An 18,991-nucleotide genomic window follows, 5' to 3' on the forward strand; every position below is an offset into this window, starting at 1 on the left:
CCGCAGAGCTCACCCACCGACGGATAGACTTCTGCCCGTGGCCGAAGAACAGAACGACCCGACATCGCGGAGGCCCATGCCTCCCCGTCCGCAACCACCGCGGCCCGATGTTGCCGTCGAACCGCTGCGGCCACGGCAGGAGCCATCTCGGTCGGCCCTACCCAAGGTCGCGAGCGCGCTGTGGACTCTGACAGCGGCTCTGATCCTCGCGTTGGCCGCCGTCATCGCGCTGAATTGGGAGTCCGTGCTCTCCGGCGTCGAAACTGCAGTGTCACAGCAGGATTCGACGGCAAGTGCCGCCGACGTCCGCAAGACCGCCTCGGCCACGCTGCTGTCCAGTGGTGCCGCAGCAGCGGTGCTCGTGCTGCTGGGATTCGTTGCACTGAATCTCCTGCGCAACGCGGCGGTGTCGTCGAAGGTCCTGATGGGAGCGGTCGGAATCCTGACCATCGGAGCGGCGGTCACGTTCTCGACCTTCGTGTCCGACGCCTCCGCGCTGCTCGGCGGCGTTCTGCAGTGGGGGCCGTTCGTCGTGGCGGGCACGGCTGTCGCTGCGACGATCGTGGCCCTCCTGCCCCGGGGATCCTCACGCCAGTGAGGCCAGTATTCCTTCCGCGCTGCGGGCCGCCGTGGCACACGAGGTCGAGGTGAATCGGTCCAACAGTGGATGGGAGGACAGTGCTCTCCACTTGTGTACCGCCGCCAGCGCGGTGTCTCGCTGTTGGGCGTGACCGGCATCGGGAGGCAGGTCGAGGCGTTCGGTGGCGGCGATGCCGAAGCCGCCGATGATGCGCTGCAGCTCGAGCAGTCCGCCGTCGGGCAGTTTCGGTGTGGTGGAGCGCAATCGGCCGAGCAGACGCAGTTCGGCGAAGCCGTGCACATCGGCGAGCATTCGCCCGGCTTCGGTGCGCAGCGCATGCGATTCCGGACGGAACTCCAGAATCCGTTGCAGGGCAACCAGAGCCGAGTGCAACTTCAGTTGGTCGGCGCGTTGACCGAATTGCACGTCGATCACCGACCGAAGTTCGGTCAGCCCGCTGCGCTCGACCAGATCGGCGGCCAGCGTGGGCGAATCGCGTACCCCGAGCCGAATCAACGTCACGGCCATCCGAATGCCGAACAGCCCGAAACGGTCGACGATGCTGGCCCGCAGCGCCGCGTCGACCGGTAGCGTGCTTTCTGCACGGACGAATCGATCGGCCGAGAGCATCGCCAACTGCAGATCCTCGGTCGGCACCGTGGCCAACATCTCGAATGCCGAGAACTCGTTCTGCCGTAACGTTTCCGCACCGAGCGCCAGCAGACCCGCGACCGGGACCACCGCCTGGCACAGGCCGGTGGCCTCGAGTTCGGACGCGAATCGCGCAGCGACTTCCTTGGCCGACATCATCGCGTCCATCCGCCCCGACCCCACCTCGTCGGCGCGCGAGACGACACCGATCACTCCGAGCGGTCCCGAATCACCGCCCACGTGCGCACCGATCTGCCCCAGAAACGACACGTCGGTCGCATTGAGCGTGCGCAGCAGATAGACGACGGCGTCGGCACCCGAGGACGAGTTCTCGGGCGTGAGCATCGCCAACGTACGCGCCGACACGTCTCGCGAGAGCGACGAGGTACCGGGGGTGTCGATGATCGTCGTCTGCGCCAGAGCACTTGCGGGCCATTCGACGTCCAGTCGGTCGACCTGCACGGCCGTCAACGACCCGAGATCGAAGGTCAATCGTCCGTCCCGCCGTTGCACCGGCACGTTCGCAGCCCGGTCACCGTCGTACCAGGCCGTGACGGCGGGAGCGACACCGTTGCGGTACCACGTGACGACCTTCGTGCATTCCGTTGCGTCGGTGGGAGCAATGTCCTGTCCGACAAGAGAATTGAGCAGTGTGGACTTGCCGGCCTTGAGCGATCCCGCGAGTGCCACCCGCAGCGGCTCGTCCAGGCGGTACAGGCATTCGTCGAGCATCCAGGATGCCTCGGCATCACCGGAGTACGTCGATCGTGCCGCCGAGATGAGGTCGCGTGCCCTGGCCAGAGCCGCCACACTCATACCGCGACGTCCTTGACGAGTCCCACTGCCCGAGCATTCAGTTCGGCCACCACGCGCATGTCGTTCTCCAGCGCAGCGATGCGAGCAGCGCGGTCGGTGTTGTCGGCGGCGGCGGCTTCTTGCGCCGAGCGCAGCGACTCGTTGAGCGACCGCAGCGTCTGCTCGGCGATGGACGTGAAGTGATCACGCAGGACTCGCTGAATCTGCCGCAGCCGGTCCTTGGACTCCTTGCCCACCTGGAAGCTGACGTCGTCGGTGAAACGTCGGATCGCGATCTTGGCCTCGGAACGCCGTTGTTTGACGCGGTTCTCCTTGTCCTCCTTGTACGCCTTGGTGCCGAGCAGCACACCCGCGCCGATGGAGATCGGATTGAGCAGACTCAACCCGACGAACGTTGTGATCAGGCCGAACATCAGCACACCGCCGTAGGATCCGCGCATTCCCACCAGAACCTTCTGCGTGATTCCGATACGACCGGATTCCAGATCGGCCAACGACGAGACGGGATCGAGGACGTTGTCCAGATCGCCGACGTCGAGATCGGGTAGGGCTGCCGCCCCGGAGGACGCGAAGTGTTCGGCCACCAGCTCCGAAAGCCACAGTGCCCGTTCGTGAGCCCAGACGAAGTTGTCGCCCACCGACGCAGCGATCTGTTCCTCGAGCCACTCGCCGAGCTGCGGCCAGTCCTTGCCCGGATCCCCCTCGTCGACGGTTTCCTCGGCTTCCCTGGTGACGCGTCGCAACCGGTCGCGCAAGTCGTGATCGATGTCGGAGGCGAGATCGGCGATACCGTCCCCGAGTGTCTGCTGCCACTGCGACGACCGCTTGTGCAGCTCCTCGGCGGCGGCCTTGGCGCGCTGCAGCCCCGCGACGGCCGCGGCAGCGCGCTCCGGATCCTTCAGTGCCGCAAGCTCACTGCCGAACGACAGCGTCAGATGCTCGGTGACCGAACGGACGTCGAGCGAGACCGACGAGCGTGCCAGCACATCGGCCCGGGCCACCACGTCGTCACGCAGGAACGCGTAGAGCTGCTGGAAGCCGGACTCGGCGTTGAGCTCCTCGTCGTTCAAACGCAGTGCGTGCGAACGCAACAGAGACGACACCGGCAGCATCTGCACGTCGATGCCCGCGCGGTCCAGGTGTCCACGATTGGCCTCGACGATCTGCCGCCAGTGCGGATAGAGATCGATCTTGGTGATCAGCACCGCCACGGCCGGGCACAGGCCCTGCACCTGACGCAGAAACGACAGTTCCGGCTCGGTGAATTCCCGGGAGGCGTCGGACACGACGAGCACCGCGTCGGACGACGGAATGAGCCCCAATGTGCCTGCAGCGTGCGGATTTCCGTGGCCACCGACGCCGGGGGTGTCGACCAGCACCAGACCGTCGGCGAGCAGTGGGCTCGCCACCCCGATGTCCAGACGCAACACTTCCCGGCCCTGGGCCAGCGGACTTGCCGGGGTGACCGTCGTGATCTCCTCGGGAGGAACGTCCACTCGGATCGGTTCGTTGCCGGGATCGGCGAGTACGAGCTGCGCGGAAAGGCTCTCGGCGTTGGACACCACCGTCGGGATGGCGGTGGTCTCGTCGTCTCCGACCGAGCACACCGTCAGGTTGAGCAGTGAGTTCACGAACTGGCTCTTGCCCTGCTTGAGCGGTCCGACCACGATGATGCGTCGACGTGGATCCAACACTCTCGAGCGCGCCGCCTGGACTCGATCCACCAGGTCGGATCTTCCCGCCGATGTCGCCACCGCCGCGGTACGGCTCAGTAGCTCGGCCAGCTCCGTAGATTGCCCGTCCATACGCTCGTGTTCACAACCGTTCTCGTCGACTTCCGCAGTACCAGGTCATCCCGCAGGCTCGAAAAACTCCTGCGCGCCCCGAACGAACTCTAGCGACGACTCGGCCCCGAGTGCTGGCGAACACTCGGGGCCGAGTCATGTCGTTGTCTACCCGCAGGCGAACGATCAGGGCTGCATCGGGTCGATGTCGTGATCGACGGTCACATGTCCCAGAGAGTCGGCTGCCGAATCCACCGAACCGTGCAGGCCGGACTCGCTGAACAAGCTCGACTCGGTCTCGCCCTGTCCGAAGACGTCCGAGTCGACGCTCGACCAGCCGGTGCCGGTCGCGGTAGCCGAGGAATCGAACGAGCTGGAGGAATCGAACGATCCCGACGCCGCCGAGGAGAGGCTGCCGCCGGCGTCTGCCAGTCCCTCGACGCCCGACTGCAGGCCACCGGTGAGGCTGCCAGCGGCCTGGCCACCGATGTCGGCAGCGGAATCAAACCCGCCGCCCGCGGAAGCCGCAGCGTCCGCACCAGCATCCAAACCCGCACCCACAGTGGACGCGAAGTCGCCTCCGATCGAGGCACCGGTGTCGAGTCCCGCTCCGACGTTCGATGCGATCTCGCCACCCACCGAGGTTCCGGCATCGACGACTCCGCCCGCGGCACCTTCGAGGCCACCGGCAACCGAGCCTGCAGCTCCCGCGGCACCTTCGAGGCCCGCACCTGCGGATGCTGCTGCGTCGAGTCCGGTGCTGATGCCACCGGAGACGGCTCCTTCGAGGCCTGCACCGGCCGAAGCCGCAGCATCCACGCCGCCTGCGACGCCGCCCGCAACTCCGCCTGCGATTCCGCCGCCGAGGCTGCCGAGTCCGGCCAGACCACCGGTCAGGCCTGCACCTGCATCACCCACACCGGCGAGCCCGCCGGCCACATCTGCACCCACGTTTCCGACGGCCGCCAGACCACCGGCCACATCTGCACCGACGTTCCCGACGGCCGCCAGGCCACCGGTCACATCTGCACCGACGTTCCCGACGGCCGCCAGGCCACCGGTCACATCTGCACCGACGTTCCCGACGGCCGCCAGGCCACCGGTCAGATCAGCACCGACGTTTCCGACGGCCGCCAGGCCACCGGTCAGATCAGCACCGACGTTTCCGAGGCCTGCGAGTCCTCCGGTGAGGCCCGCGCCCACTCCGCCGAGTCCGGCCAGGCCGCCCGACAGGTCTGCGCCCACTCCGCCGACTCCGGCGAGTGCTGCTTCGACGGTTCCCGAGAGGTCTGCTCCGGCTGCGACCGCTGTGTCGATCGCGCCGACGAGTCCTGCGCTGACATCCGCTCCGGCTCCGAGTGCGGCTCCGAGGTCGAGTGCGGCGCTGGTGTCGAGTACCGATTCGAGTGCGGTTCCGAGCTGAGCTCCGGCTGCGCCGCCGACGCCGAATGCCGTGCCGAGGATGCCCTCGAGGCCGCCTGCCACTCCGCCTTCGAGTCCGCCGGCCAGTTCGCCGCCGATGCCTGCTGCTGCTCCGACGGTGCCCTCGAGTGCTGCGTCGAGAGCGGCGGTGAGGCTGCCGACTGCGCTGGTGTCGAGGTCGAGTGCGGTTCCCAGTGCGCCGCCGACCACTGCGCCGACGCTGCCGCCTGCGGCGAGCAGGGCGTCGACGTCGAGGTCAGCGAGGACTCCGGCGTCGAGGACGGCTCCGAGCGCGCTACCGATCGAGCCTGCGATGGCACCGTCTGCCGCGAAGAGCCCGCCGAGGCTCGCACCGACTCCACCGGCGATGTCGCCGACCAACGAGCCACCGGCTCCCAGTGCGCCGTCCAGTGCAGCTCCGATGTCGGTGGTCAGATCGGCTCCGATGGTTCCGAGTCCGCCGAGGGCGCCGCCGATTCCCGCGGTCAGAGCGGCACCGAGGTCACCTGCGATGTCCAGTCCGGCTCCGGCACCGAGTACCGCGTCGAAGACTCCGCCGAGAGCGGCACCGAGATCGGCTCCGACGCTTCCGCCGACTCCGAAGGCCGCACCGAGAGCGCCGGCCAGGCCGCCCTGGATATCGGCCAGTGCGCCGAGGTCGACGGCACCGGTCGCGCCGATGGCGGCGTCGAGTGCTGCCTGCAGCTGTGCGGCGATGTCTCCACTGATCTCGCCGCCGATGCCTGCGCCTGCTCCGATCAGTCCAGTGAGTGCAGCGCCGAGCCCGACGGTTCCGCCGAGCAGACCGTCGAGGTCCAGATCCAGGCCGCCACCGAGTCCGAGGCCGCCACCGATCCCGGCACCCGCGCCGAGCAGGGCGTCGAATGCGCCGCCGAATGCAGTGCCGAGCTCGAGACCGATCTGGCCTCCGACTGCCAATGCTGCGGCCAGTGCTGCCTGCAGGGATGCCTCGATCTCACCCGCGACATCGATTCCGCCGGTCAGGCTGCCACCTGCTGCGAGTCCGCCGCCTGCCACTGCGCCTGCTGCAAGTCCGAGCCCGGCCGACAATCCGCCGCCGAGGCTCGCGCCGCCGGCGAGTGCACCGTCGAGGCCGGCGGATCCGCCTGCGCCCAGGATGGCCGAGAGCTGGCTGCCTGCGCCGGCGAACAGTCCCGACTCGGCGACCAGGGGTGCCACGGCGACGATGTCGGCGTGGGTGACGTCGCCGAGTCCCGCGGCGGCCAGCGTCATCTCGGGGTTGGCGCAGTAGGCGGCTGCAGCCTGGTCGTCGCGCAGCAGGCCGAGAATGAAATCGAGTACGGCGTTGGTAGCCATCGTGGGTCTCCTTGACGAGTGGTGCTTCGTGGTTGATCACAACGCTAGGCACCGAAGAGCCCCCGCCCAACGGGGCGGATCCCCCCACTCCCCCGGGGGTTGCCAGGGGACTTCGGTTAGGGGATCTCGGCGCTTTAGGGGATTTCACTCGTTGTGCGCTCTAACCTGCTGTGAGACGTAACGAATAATCGGCCACTGCCGACAGTGCGTGTGACGGCAGTAGTACTGACGGCAGTGCGAGACGAAGGCGGCGACACCACGATGAACGCAGGGCTCGGCATACGTATCGGTTCGGTGACGGCGGTGGCTGCTCTGGACACCGAACCCGTCACCTCGGTGGTCAAGCGTTCGGCACTCGACCTCCGTCCGGGCGAGACCCCGCGTCTGGCAGAGCTCTGGGACCGTTCGACGCGCAATCTGATCAGCGGATTTGCCGACCGGGTGGGCGATCCGGTGGAACTGATCGACGACGACGGCCGCAGTCACCGAGCCGAGGACCTGTACGCCACCGCTGCTCGCGCACTCGTCGCCGAGGTCTCCGCCGGGACCGATGCCGCTCCTACCGTCGTCGTCACCCACCCCACTCGCTGGACGGCGTACACCGCCGAGGTTCTCGGTGAAGCGCTCGAGCGCGCGGGACTCACCGACGTCACGCTGGTACCGGAGTCCGTCGCCACGATGCGGTGGCTCGAAGTGACGCGCGGCCCACAGGCCGACGGCCTGGCCGTGGTCTACGACCTGGGCGCGACCGCACTCGACGTCACGCTGATGCGCACCGGCTCCGAGGCAGGCACCGTCGGCACCGGAGTGCATTCGGAGGAGTTCGGCGGAGCGCAGTTCGATCACGCGATCATGCAGTACGTCCTCGACACCGTCTCGGGAAGCCAATCCTTCGAGTTCGATCCCTTCGACCCCGATACCGTCGGCGCACTCGTGGAACTGCGGGCCCGCTGCGGCGAGGCGAAGGAACAGCTGTCCTACGACACGTCCACGTCACTGACCGTCGACCTCCCGGGCCTGCACACCGAGGTACGCCTGGTGCGCTCCGAGGTCGAAGAACTGGTGCGAGCATCACTGCTGGCGTCGATCGGGGTGGTACGCGACGCCGTCACGGCCGCGGGCCTCGACGTCTCCGACATCGACCAGGTGGTACTCGTCGGTGGCAGTTCGGCCATCCCACTGGTCGCCGAGCTCATGTCGTCCGAGCTGCGAGCACCCGTGGTGGCCGGACCGCGACCCGAACTGACCGTCGCAGTCGGTGCCGCGATACTCGGCAGCGACATCGCCGACGCGACCGCCTCCGACAACGCCGCAGCACTGGCTGCGGCACCCACCACGGCCGTGGCGTCCGCTGCGGCGGCCGCCCCGATGCCTCGCCCCACTCCCCGGCCCGCACCGACGCCCACCGCCGTCGACTCCGACGCAGGAATGTCCGGTCGCAAGAAAGCCGGTGTCGTGGCCGGATCCGTCCTCGCTCTCGCGCTTCTCGCCGGCGGAGGATTGTCGGTGGGCACGGCATTGACTTCCGACAACACCACTCCGGCCGAATCGAACGCGGAAACCTCGATCTCGAGCACCGAGACACCGGGAACCAGCGCTGCGGTGGCCGATGCCGCGACGACGACGCCGGCGACCGGTGAGAACGGTGTTGCCGCACCCGGTTCCGAGGGTGCGCCGACCACTGTGGTCAACGCCGACGGAACGGTGACGCAGATCGATCCGGCCACCGGTGCTCCGGTCGCGGGATCGCCTGCCCCGGCCGACAACGGTGCGGCCACGGTGCCGACCATCCCGTCGGTCGCCGCTCCGACCGTTCCCAACTACCAGCCTCCGGCGGTGCAGGTTACGCAAGCACCGAGCGTGCAGGTTCCCAGCTACCAGGGTCCCACCCTCGGCGATGTCGGACAGGGTGTCGGTGACGGACTCGGCGGAGTGGTCGGCGGCGTCGGTGACGGGCTCGGCGGTGTCGTCGGCGGCGTCGGTGACGGGCTCGGCGGAGCCCTCGGCGGCTTGACCGGCCGATAGGTCGACGGTGACCAGCACTCGATCATCGCTCGTCGGCATCGAGCGCGCCGATCGCTTCGTCCGTGATGCGCTCGTCGCCAATGGATTTCATATCGTCGTCGGAGTCGACGGCTCCGGCCGATCCGCGGTTCTCGATTCCGTGGCGTCGACGGTGGACGTGTACACGGGCACCATCGCCGACGCGCCGTCCGGCTCGACGGTTCTCGTCGACGACGCGCACCTGCTGTCGGAGCAGCGTCTCGACGAGATCGCAGCGGCGGCAACACGCTCGGACATCACCCTGATCGTCGCCACCGCGCCGCGGAGCTTCGATTCCCGCATCGAGAAGCTCGTCGCGTCCGCCGGTTCCAACCGGTTGACGCTGGTTCCGCTGGACAAGGTGGCCATCGCGGCGCGAGCAGCAGCGACCGTTCGACCGATCTCGGCGTCACTCGCCGGTGCCGTCGCCAAGGCGACCGGCGGAATTCTCGCCGCCGTCGACGCGGCTATCGGCGCGCTCGGCGGCGACCGTTCCGATCCGGCTCCACTGCGGGCGGTCGCCGAATCCGTTGCCGAACAACACCGTCGGATGCTGATCGAGACCACCGACGACACGCGGGCACTGCTGCTCGCAGCCCGATTCGGCATCACACCCGACCCTGCGTCGGCTGCGCAGATCGTGGCACGCGCGACCGATGTCGAGTCGATCGTCGACCTGGCCTGCAGCTCCGGCCTGCTCGACACCACGGGCACGTTGATTCCGTCCGCGGAGGCCCCGCTGATCGAAATGATCGGAGAGACGCGCTGCCGAGCCCTGCTCTCGTCCGTCACCGACATCGCCACCCGATCCCGCCTGCTCGACGCCACCGCGGCACGTGCGTTGGCAGAGCGAGGCGTCGTCCATCCGGGTCTCGCAGATTTCCTTGTGCAGCAAGCTGATTCTGCTGCTGTCGAAACCGCGGGTGCCTTGTACGACGCGGCGGTCGACGCGGGATTCGATTCGGCGTCGTTGGCTGCGAGGCGGTCCGAGGTCGCGGCTGCCACCGGGAATCCGGACGAGGCGGCGAGATTCGCCGATGTGGTTCTCGACGGCGCTGCCGGGTGCGATGCGACGGATCTGCGTACGGCGGTGCGGGTGTCGGCGTCTGTTGCCGCGCAACGTGGAATGGCCTCGCGCAGTGCGCAGTTGTTCGCGTGGCTCGGCGAGGATCGGCTCGGACCCGACGCCGTGTGGGCTGCCCTCTCGGCTGCGGCGGCCGGTGATCGCAGCGCCGCCGACCGTTCGATGGCTGCCGTGACTGCCCTCGCACCGACGTCGAGTATCGCGTCGGGCAGTCTGCTCGTCACCGGGGTGATCGGGTCGATCGATTCGCGGAGCGCAGCCGCGTCGAGTGCCGCTGCCAACGCACTGATGCGGGCAATGACGTTGACGGGCACTACTTCCGATCGCTCGTGCACCCCGGATACTGCCGCTGCCGTCTCGGCGCTGCACGCGGTCCACTGCGGCGACCTACCCCGTGTCGATTCCATCGTGGCGCGAGCACTTCCCGAGCACCGTGCGGGATCGGAGGCGCACACCAGGTTGAGCCTCGTCGGGGCCTGGGCGTCGATGCTGCGAGGGGATACCGCCGAAGCAGGCGTCGCGATCGAGGCACTACGGATTCCGGTGTCACACGTGCGCAATCAACTGTTCCTGCACGCGATTCGAGTGGGCCTGGCTCGCAGGTCCGGTGACGCAGGGTCACTGATCACGGCTTGGACCCAGGCCCAGAACGTGATCGCCGAATACTCGACCGACCTGTTCGCGCTGCTGCCCCTGGGCGAATTGCTCTTGGCCGCAACTCGACTCGGCCAGGTGGACCGCGTCGAGCATCTGGTGGCGCAGGCCACCGACCTGCTCGCAGCGCTCGGCGATCCACCCGTGTGGGCGTCGGCGCTGCATTGGTACCAGGTTCAGGCGGCCATCGTGGCACAGACTCCCGACGCGTTGGTCCCGCACGCCAAGGCTCTGGCCGCCGCCGCTCCGACCCATCCCTACAGCGCAGCACTCGCCGCTGCCGGTCGCGCGTGGCTCGGCGTGTTGCAGGGCAGGCCCGACGCGGCCGAGGTGGAGAGTTCAGCACGCACGCTCACCGCCTTCGGACTGCCGTGGGACGGTGCCCGCCTGGCGAGCGAGGCCGCCCTGACCGTCACCGATACTGCGACGGCAACCTCGCTGCTGCACATCGCCAGGTCGTTGCGCCAACCCAGCTCGACGGGTCGCGACAGCCCCAGATCGACCCCGCAGCCGACGGGCTCGTTGAGCGAACGCGAAGCCGAGGTAGCCGAACTGCTGGTACTCGGCGTCACGTATCGCGAGGTCGGCAGCCGGCTCTACATCTCCCCGAAGACCGTCGAGCACCATGTGGCTCGCATTCGGCGCAGGCTCGGGGCGCAGTCGCGGTCGGAGCTGATCTCGATGCTGCGCGCCATGGGGTACGGGGCCTCGACCAGCACAAGTGTGGACACTGTAACTGTGCGGGGACCGGGAGCGACATAACGGCCGAGCACCACTCCCCGATCGAGAACAGGTAGCAGCCCCATGACCGAGCAGCCCGGCAGTGCGAGTGTCGGCACACCGGACGTCGGCCTCTACCTGGACGACGAGCGCGCCGTCGCCGCCGTGTCCCATCCGATCGCGCCCGGACCGTCGCTGCACCTGGCGTCACTGCACCCGACCGTGCTCAACACCCATCCCGACGGCACCGTCTCGCTCGGAGATGCGACCGACGACGACTCCGAGGCCTACACACACTTTCTCGACTCCCTCGCCGACGGCGTGGGTGTCACCGGCAGCAAGGGCACCGTCTTTCCTGCCGAGCAACTGACGTCGATGGCCCTGTTGTGCCTGCTCACCGAGGTGGCGTCGTCCATCGGTCTGCGGCCGGGTGATCTTGCCGCGGCGGCAACCTATCCCGCCCGGTGGACTGCCGAGCAGGTGTTCGCGCTGCGTTCGGCCATGAATGCGCACGGGCTCGCACACGTCGCGCTGGTCGCCGAGGAAGAAGCGCTCGCCGCGTGGAACGCATCGCTCCTGCCGACCCTGCAGAAGAAGGACACCGCAATCGCCGCGGCCCGCGGTGCTGCGATTCTGGCAGCGCAGTTCCCCGTCGACGCCGTCACCGAGCAGTTCGCGGTGGTGAGCCAGGCGAGATCCGACCGGCGACCACTGTTCGCTGCGGCAGCGTTCGCCGCCGCGTTGACCGTCGGTGCCACGCTCTTCGCGCTGCAACTCGGTACGCCCACCGACACCGACGTCCCCACCATCGACAACGCCCAGCTGGTCCCGAGCACGTCGTCGACCGGCACCGGGTCGGGTGGCCAGATCGACTTCCCCACCGTCGTCGCCGAACCGGCCGCCGAGATCGTTCCTGTCACTCCGTCGACGGCGACCACCACCACCACGGAAGAGACGACCCCCACCGAAACCTCCGACCTCCCGCGGAGCGAACCGACCGAGACCGAACCCGGGATCGAGATCGAGACGCGCCCGGCGTTCGAGGCACCCGAGGACGACGACCGCGAGAAGCCTCCCATCGTCGTCGAACCGGTCGATCCGGTCGGACCAGAACTTCCGGTCGAAACAACCCCCGACACCTCTGAGACCCCCGACACCGACCCGGACGACGGGCAGTCCGTAACCGAACAGATCGCACCGAACGACCGATCGGCGGAGACCCCATGAGCGATGCCGGCCATCTCGGAATAACCGTGGGCAACACCAGGTCCGTCGCGGCCTATCGCGCATCGGCCGAGGACGAACCGACGATCGTCGTCCTGCCGACGACACTGAGATTCGACCAGGACGGCCGCGCCCACCTCGGTGAACCCGCCGAGACGGCACCCTTCACTCGGTTCGTCGATCTGGTCGGTCAGCAGGAGGATCTCGAGCCCGACGCCGACGCCTACCGCGCCGAGGACTTGATGGCCAACGCCGCCAACTGCCTCGTCACGATGGTGTCCACGAAGGCAGGCGTGCCCAGCGACATGCCCGTCACGACGATGACGTACCCGACGCGGTGGACCCGCGCCGCCGTCGCACTGCTTCGTGACGCCCTCGATCACACGGGCCTCACCGATGTCGCCCTGGCTCCGGACGCGAAAGCCGCCAGCGCATTCGCGCAGCCGAGCCCGGGAGCAGCGGTCACCGTGGTCGACATGGGGGCCACCGGCACCGACATCTCCACCTTTCCCGGCGGTGGAACGGTCCGCACCACCGCCGTCGGCGGAGACGCGTTCACCGACGCCCTCTTCGATCACGTGGTGACCGATCGCGAGCACATCGACCTGTCCGACGCGGCCGTCCTGGCAGCCCTTGCCGGCGTCGTCGCCTCGTGTGAGGCCGCCAAACAGACCTTGAGCACGGCCGACGTCGCCACGATCTCGGTCGAACTCCCCGGTGTCTCGCAGTCCACGACGGTGACCCGAGCCGAGTTCGCAGACCTCGTCGCGCCGTTGCTCCGCCGGCTCGACGTGCCGGGGACGGGCGCGGTGATACTCGCCGGCGGCAGCGCCGCACTTCCGTCGGTGGCAACCGACATCACCGAACGCTCGTCGGGCCCGGTGCTCGTCGAGCCGCTCGCTGCCACCCGCGGTGCCCTGCTGCTGGCCGAGGTCGAGGATGTCGACGGCAACTCCATGGTGACCGGCGCCGCGCCGGTCGTCACCCGAAACGACGGCACGGAGTCCCTCGACACCGACGCCATCCCGGTCGTCGCGCCCGCGCCGTCCCTCGCGTTCTCCGAGGCGATCCCTGCGGTCGCTCCGGTGTTCGCTCCCTCGGAATTTCGATCCGAGCCGATCGTTCCGGTCGACGAGAACGCGTCGACCACCGATCACTCTCCGGCCGTCGCCGCGGCGCCGGTAGCGGCGAAGAAGGAACGCAGCGAGCGTTCGCGGACGATCGCCACCATCGTTGCCGGTGCAGCAGCAGGCGTGGTCATCGTCCTCGCGATCGCAGCACTGAGCGGAGTGTTCGGTGACGCTCCCGCCGCGACACCCCCGACCGTCACCGATGCCGGCTCGCCGATCGCCACCTCGACGCGCGCACCCTCGACCACCACCGCCACCTCCGTCGAGCCCGTCTTCGTACCCGAGGTCGTCGAACAGCCGGACGAGCCGTACGTGGCACCCGAACCTGCTCCCCTGCCTGCTCCCGCGCCCGCGCCGGTGCCCGCCCCCGCGCCCGTGGTGCCCACCACGACGCCTTCGGTCACCACGACTCCGGTGACGACCACCCCGGTCGAGACGACGACTCCGGCTGAGACCACCACGACCTCGGATACGGCCACCACCCCATCCGAAGAGCTCGAAGAACCCTGAGCTGCGCGATCACGGATTCCGAGCCCGATGCCCTAGGGTGGGGCGCTGATGACAAGCACCCGATGAAGGGATTTCATGCGTAACACCGGGGCGCTGCGTGCTGCAGTGCTGTGTTCGACGGCTTTTGTACTTCTTGCTTCGTTCTCCGGGACAGCAGCAGCAGAACCCGTCGTCCAGTCACCCGCCGATCAGCTTCCCCGCGAGCTCGTCGAAGCCGTGCAGCGAGATCTGAAGATCTCTCCGCAGGAGTATCTCGATCGGGCGGCCCGCGCGCAGGAACTCTCCGAATACGCATCGGACTTCCGGGCCAGCCGTCCGGCAGATTTCGCCGGTGCCTGGATCGGACCCGACGGCAATGCCGTCGTCGCCGTCACCTCACCTGCTGCGGCGCAGGCCGTCGCCAAGGACGGATACGCCACCGCGCAGTCGCCGGTGTCGGCAGACGGACTCGAGAAGTCGCTGGCAGACCTCAACAGTTGGATTGCCGGCCTCCCTCGCGAGATCTCCGAGCAGATCAACGGGACGGCCATCGACTTCATCGACAACCAGATCGTCATCGATCTGGTGAACAGCCCGATCGGTAGCGCGCTGAACCTGCCCACCCTGCTGGCGAACATCAAGGTCATTCTCTCCCCCGGCGGAAACAAGCCGGTCGACCCGACTCCGATGGGCGGCGACACCTACGTCACCACCTCGGGACCCATCGCCGACGCTCCGGCCACCGACATCAGCATCTGCTCGTTCGGCTTCAACGCCGTCGACTCCTCCGGTTCGGCCGTCAATCTCAGCGCAGGCCACTGCAACCCCGCCAAGGCCACCGGATCCGGCGGCGCACCGGTCTACCTGCCCGATCCGGCCGACATCTCGCGCAGCACGCAGATCGGGTCGTTCGATCGCTCCAGCCTGGGCGCAGAGGACGGCCTCGACTGGTCGGTCATCGCCCTGAACGACACCGGCATCGCGTCGGGACTCGACCGCCCCACCGTCCGTGGAGCGAACGGCAGCACCGTCACCGTCACCGGAACCGCATCGCCGGTCATCGGAGCGCCGGTCTGCAAGTCCGGGCAGTCGTCGTCGTTCACCTGTGGAGTGGTTGCGGCCGATCGGGTCGAGACACAGCTCTACATGGAGGACGGCACGTCCCGCACCGTTCGCGGATTCGCCAGCACCGCATGCACTCTCGCAGGTGACAGTGGCGGTGCCATCGTGACCGGAACGCTCGCATTGGGAATCACCAGCGGATCCAACAGCGGCGGCGCGCCCGATTGCAACGAGGCCAACCTCGCGCTGGCGCAATACGGTGGCACGGCAAGCCTGGGCATTCCCATCGATCAGGTCACGCGCGCGACCGGAAGCACACTCCGCACCGAATAGTGGGTACGGCGGGAGCCCTCCACCGCCTATAGTCGTACGACGGGTGAACGGCATCACATCTGCAGATGCCCGGGGGGAGAGGTTTCTATGCGTCGCCGAGCGTTCCGGCTGTCGATGTTCGCTGTGCCGCTCGTGGTTGCGGCGACCGTGTTCGCGCCCACCGTTGGGGCAGATCCGGTTGCCGACGCGATGCTGCCTGAGGCGTTGGCCGACGCGGTTGCCCGCGACCTCGGGCTGTCTCCGCAGCAATTTCTCGACCGAGCGGACGCAGCCCGCCGACTGGCCGAGTTCACCGACACCGCCGGTTCCGAAGGCGTAGCGAGGGCATGGCTGGACGAGGACGGACGTCCCGTCGTCGCGGTGGCGGACGGACCGGCCCACGCCGACGTCGCAGATGCCGCGTCGGCCAACGGTTTCGGGATCGACGCGTCGCCCATCGAGCTACCGCCGGCCATTGTCGATGCCGTCCAGCCGCTGTTGGACCTGCTCCCGTTCGATCCGTCACCGACGGCAGGCCCGATCCGTGCGAGTTCGTATCTCGGCGGTGACAGCTTTCTCGCGGGTACACCGGCCGGCCTCGGTCAGCGGTGCTCCCTCGGATTCAATGCCGTCGACCCGACGCGCGGATCGGTCAACATCACTGCGGGCCACTGCAATCCGAACACCACCGACACCGGCTCCGCGGCACTGACGGGCGCGTATCCGATGTACGGCAGTCTCGTGGGCTCGAAATTCGGAACGTTCTATCGAACGAGCCAGTCGCGCAACGATTACGCATTGATCGACATCGACGACGCCAATGCCGCCGAATTCGAGAGCAACGCCGTGCGAGTCCCCGGAGCAGGGCCACTGCACGTCACCGGGACGGTGGACCCGATCGTGGGAGCACCGGTCTGCAAATCCGGATCCAGAACCGGATTCAGTTGCGGCACAATTCTTTCCACGGGCCAGCACGTCGCGCTGGGCGACAACGTTCTGGACCGTGGCTTCTCCACCTCCATCTGCGCGCTACGCGGAGACAGTGGTGGCCCTGTCGTCAGCGGCACCCTCGCGGTCGGCATCGCCAGTGCATCGAACGTGGGCGATCAGCCGTCCTGCGAGGTCGCGACCGTCGTCAGCATGCTGCAGGGTCAGCGGCCCGAGCTGTTCGCCACCCCCATCAACGACGTACTCGCGGAGAACCCGGGCCTGACGATCCGAACGTCCTAGTGCGTGGACCGTCGCAGACGTGACAGCGCCGCGTAGCCGACTCTTCGCGCATGCGCGAACCCGGGCGACAGCTCCCATCGACGCACCAGGCCGACCAGAATCCGAGATCCGACCATGCGTGTGGGGACGCCCACCACGGCCAGCACGTCGTAGCCCGAGGTGGACCAGGACTTCTTGATGTCGTTGACACCGACGCCCAGGTCCAGCACGGTCACGTCGAGCTCGTCGTGGCTCTGGACGAACCATTCCATCATCTGATGCCCGGGTTGATACTTCGCGACCTCGGGATCGTAATGCGTCAACCAGGCTTCGAGTCGAGCTCCGGTCCGAACACAGATCTGATGCGCACGCCATCGCCCCTCGACGCTCACCCCGGAGAGGGTCAATCTCCCGGCCGCTGCTTCGCGAGCCAGGAAGTCCTTGGCCGACGCCGACGGGTCGGCGGGCGATTCCTCCGCAAGGTAGTCGGTGCGATCACTGTGGAGCGTCGACGCGGCCGCCAAGCGGGATATGTCCGCCCAGCGTCGCTCGAAGTGCTTCGCATCCCGGATGGTCTCCATCGTGAGGGGACTCCCGGCCCGCTCGGCCTGACGTCTGTACTTGCCGAGCCGCTTCAGCGAACTGTGCCCACGCACGTCCCGAGCGGTACTTCCCTCCGGCACGTCGATCACCGGAACTCGCTCCCGCACGATCGACTCCGAACGCCACCGCTGATGCGCACCGAGCGCCTCGACGGCGTTTCGATCGCCGATCATCGAATCCGCGTAGAAGATCAGACCGCAGCGGTCGACGGCATCCCACAGGACACGAGACGACGCGTCGTCCTCGCTGAGCAGTTCCGTCGGAACGCCCTGCCCGGCCCCGAGAATCTTCGCCACCTTCAGCGGACCGAGTCGCGTCACGAACATCGGGGCCAGGGCCACCAGACGCGTACCTCGACGCACGTGTACGAAGACCAGCTCACTGCCCGCAGGTCGCGGTGCATTCAACGCATAACTGCGGCGAGAAGAGAAGACCGTTCCGACTCGCTCGGCCAGTGCGTCCCACTCGTCGCGAAGTTCGTCGGACAGCGTTCTGTCCACGGCTCCAATAATGGGTTCGTAGTCGGTTTCCATGCTATTTACTTTACGGAAAGTTTAATAAGCGTGTGAAAGCACTTCTTCGTTGCACTCGATCCAACGGTGCTCGTACGGGTGCGGCGGTCGCCCGAACTCGACGCCGACCCACCCAGAACGCAGAAAACCCGCACCCTCGACGAGAGTGCGGGTTTTCGGTGAAGACTTGCTTACTTGGCCCAGACCGTGGTGCCCGGTGCCGCGTTCAGCGTGTTGATCAAGTCGATGCCTGCAACAACGAGGGTGGGTCCGCCGGCAGCGATGGTGCCGAGGATGCCTCCGACGGTGGCAGCGATGGGAATGGTTACAACCCCGCCGACACCCGCCAAGGGGAGACCGAGCAAGAAGCCGACGCCTACACCGATGGCAGTTCCGGTGAATCCACCGATCGCGGTCGCGATGCCCAGCTGCGAGGAGAAGTTCTGCTGCGCCTTGAGGTTCTCCTCGGGCGAGGCGACGGTCGTGGCGCCGATGCTGCGCGAGTTCGCCGAAGCCTTCGTGAAGTCGAGGTTCGGGATCAGACGGAGGGTCTTGCCGTTGTCGTCGACGTTCTGCTCGTACGGGAAGTTGAGTCCGCCGAGATTGAACGACAGCGGGAGAGTCACCAGGGTGTTGTCGGCGGCGTCGAGGACGTCGACCGTCTTGCCGTCGTCGGCGACCTTGAAGACGCCTGCGTCGATGGTGGTGACGATCGTGCGATCTTCGAGATCGACGGTGTAGTTGGTGTCACCGGGGGCCGTTTCATCGGCGGGCTGTGCGTACGCGGTTCCGCTGGCCAGGCCCATCGCGACTGCGACGAGGGCCGACGTGACGACCAGTTTGCTGAGTTTCATGTGGAGTTCAGTTCCGTTTCTGTGGCGTTGAGTGCTTGGCAGTACCGCTAGGCAGCCGTCAAGCGCAAAGTCACCCCGATGACTCTTTTGCGACTTTTGGTGCGCCCGAATTGTAGCGTAAGAATCGGACCGGTCGTTGTCCTTTTGCGACAGGTTCTCCACCTGTCAGTTACCCACTGTCACAAACATTTTGGATATTCGCAGCACAGCGACTCGAGTCACGTCATGCTGGGATCGGAGATGTCGATCGTTCGACCGATCGAGGAAGACCGAGCGCGTGATCCCACCGGCCCCAGGCGGCCCGTCGGCGACATCCCGCCACACGAACGGAGTAGGTAAGGACTGCCTTCTCGACAGCACCTCGACGGCCTACGCATACGGTGATCTGCGAGACAACCTACCGACGAGTTCAGCCCACCCGTCGGACGGCCTCACTTCCGCACCCACCAGCACCGCTCCACTCGGTGGTGCTAAGTTACCCGTCAGTACGGCGAAACTGCTACT

Annotated in this window: 12 protein-coding genes; 7 read left to right on the forward strand and 5 right to left on the reverse strand. The window is 67.5% G+C overall.

Annotated features, from left to right (window positions below; all coding sequences use genetic code 11):
• The first annotated feature begins 37 nt into the window (after positions 1 to 37).
• Positions 38 to 598, forward strand: coding sequence for a hypothetical protein (locus CH291_RS05985; RefSeq protein ID WP_143545878.1), 561 nt, complete (start codon positions 38 to 40; stop codon positions 596 to 598).
• Here CH291_RS05985 and CH291_RS05990 read toward each other — a convergent pair.
• From CH291_RS05990 to CH291_RS06000, 3 genes are all read right to left on the reverse strand, one after another.
• Complete coding sequence (locus CH291_RS05990) at positions 587 to 2,047, reverse strand: dynamin family protein (protein WP_094686896.1); 1,461 nt, start codon at positions 2,045 to 2,047, stop codon at positions 587 to 589. The two genes, CH291_RS05985 and CH291_RS05990, sit on opposite strands and share 12 nt — an antisense overlap.
• Entirely contained in the window at positions 2,044 to 3,852 is a 1,809-nt protein-coding gene (locus CH291_RS05995) for a dynamin family protein (protein ID WP_094640824.1), read from the reverse strand. Before CH291_RS05995 ends, CH291_RS05990 begins: the two co-directional genes overlap by 4 nt.
• Positions 3,853 to 4,017: 165 nt before the next feature.
• Complete coding sequence (locus tag CH291_RS06000; RefSeq protein ID WP_094686897.1) at positions 4,018 to 6,591, reverse strand: IniB N-terminal domain-containing protein; 2,574 nt, start codon at positions 6,589 to 6,591, stop codon at positions 4,018 to 4,020.
• Positions 6,592 to 6,801: 210 nt separating this feature from the next.
• Between CH291_RS06000 and CH291_RS06005 the strand changes: the two genes are divergently transcribed.
• The 6 genes from CH291_RS06005 to CH291_RS06030 all read left to right on the forward strand — a co-directional run bounded on the left by CH291_RS06005 (position 6,802) and on the right by CH291_RS06030 (position 16,539).
• Entirely contained in the window at positions 6,802 to 8,616 is a 1,815-nt protein-coding gene (locus tag CH291_RS06005) for an Hsp70 family protein (RefSeq protein ID WP_256980744.1), read from the forward strand.
• Positions 8,617 to 8,623: 7 nt separating this feature from the next.
• The gene (locus CH291_RS06010) at positions 8,624 to 11,134 is read left to right on the forward strand and encodes a helix-turn-helix transcriptional regulator (RefSeq protein WP_094686898.1); all 2,511 of its coding nucleotides are present in this window, start codon (positions 8,624 to 8,626) and stop codon (positions 11,132 to 11,134) included.
• Between the two features lie 42 nt (positions 11,135 to 11,176).
• Positions 11,177 to 12,319 carry a hypothetical protein gene (locus CH291_RS06015; protein WP_094686899.1) on the forward strand — a complete coding sequence of 381 codons (1,143 nt, stop codon included), beginning with the start codon at positions 11,177 to 11,179 and terminating at the stop codon, positions 12,317 to 12,319.
• Positions 12,316 to 13,956 (forward strand): Hsp70 family protein, encoded by a 1,641-nt coding sequence (locus CH291_RS06020; protein ID WP_094686900.1) that lies wholly within the window; start codon positions 12,316 to 12,318, stop codon positions 13,954 to 13,956. The genes CH291_RS06015 and CH291_RS06020 overlap by 4 nt, the downstream gene beginning before the upstream one ends.
• A 75-nt stretch (positions 13,957 to 14,031) precedes the next feature.
• Positions 14,032 to 15,330, forward strand: a complete 1,299-nt coding sequence (locus CH291_RS06025; RefSeq protein ID WP_068055327.1) for a S1 family peptidase — start codon at positions 14,032 to 14,034, stop codon at positions 15,328 to 15,330.
• Positions 15,331 to 15,417: 87 nt separating this feature from the next.
• Positions 15,418 to 16,539, forward strand: coding sequence for a S1 family peptidase (locus CH291_RS06030; protein WP_143545879.1), 1,122 nt, complete (start codon positions 15,418 to 15,420; stop codon positions 16,537 to 16,539).
• On the opposite strand, the gene CH291_RS06035 is transcribed toward CH291_RS06030, so the two are convergent.
• Both CH291_RS06035 and CH291_RS06040 read right to left on the reverse strand, forming a co-directional pair.
• Positions 16,536 to 17,654: a GNAT family N-acetyltransferase gene (locus CH291_RS06035; RefSeq protein ID WP_094686902.1), complete on the reverse strand. Its 1,119-nt coding sequence runs from the start codon at positions 17,652 to 17,654 to the stop codon at positions 16,536 to 16,538. The genes CH291_RS06030 and CH291_RS06035 overlap by 4 nt on opposite strands.
• Positions 17,655 to 17,824: 170 nt before the next feature.
• A complete protein-coding gene (locus tag CH291_RS06040; RefSeq protein WP_094686903.1) occupies positions 17,825 to 18,487 on the reverse strand; it encodes a hypothetical protein in 663 nt (220 codons plus the stop codon).
• Between the last annotated feature and the right edge of the window lie 504 nt (positions 18,488 to 18,991).

The organism is Rhodococcus sp. 14-1411-2a (assembly GCF_002259485.1).
Taxonomy (GTDB): Bacteria; Actinomycetota; Actinomycetes; order Mycobacteriales; family Mycobacteriaceae; genus Rhodococcoides.

Excerpts from the sequence above, each read along its gene's own strand:
- CH291_RS05990 (WP_094686896.1), bottom strand. The coding sequence starts at position 2,047 with ATGAGTGTGGCGGCTCTGGCCAGGGCACGCGACCTCATCTCGGCGGCA.
- CH291_RS06040 (WP_094686903.1), bottom strand. The coding sequence starts at position 18,487 with ATGAAACTCAGCAAACTGGTCGTCACGTCGGCCCTCGTCGCAGTCGCG.
- CH291_RS05995 (WP_094640824.1), bottom strand. The coding sequence starts at position 3,852 with ATGGACGGGCAATCTACGGAGCTGGCCGAGCTACTGAGCCGTACCGCG.
- CH291_RS06020 (WP_094686900.1), top strand. The coding sequence starts at position 12,316 with ATGAGCGATGCCGGCCATCTCGGAATAACCGTGGGCAACACCAGGTCC.
- CH291_RS06035 (WP_094686902.1), bottom strand. The coding sequence starts at position 17,654 with ATGGAAACCGACTACGAACCCATTATTGGAGCCGTGGACAGAACGCTG.
- CH291_RS06025 (WP_068055327.1), top strand. The coding sequence starts at position 14,032 with ATGCGTAACACCGGGGCGCTGCGTGCTGCAGTGCTGTGTTCGACGGCT.
- CH291_RS06000 (WP_094686897.1), bottom strand. The coding sequence starts at position 6,591 with ATGGCTACCAACGCCGTACTCGATTTCATTCTCGGCCTGCTGCGCGAC.
- CH291_RS06015 (WP_094686899.1), top strand. The coding sequence starts at position 11,177 with ATGACCGAGCAGCCCGGCAGTGCGAGTGTCGGCACACCGGACGTCGGC.
- CH291_RS06030 (WP_143545879.1), top strand. The coding sequence starts at position 15,418 with ATGCGTCGCCGAGCGTTCCGGCTGTCGATGTTCGCTGTGCCGCTCGTG.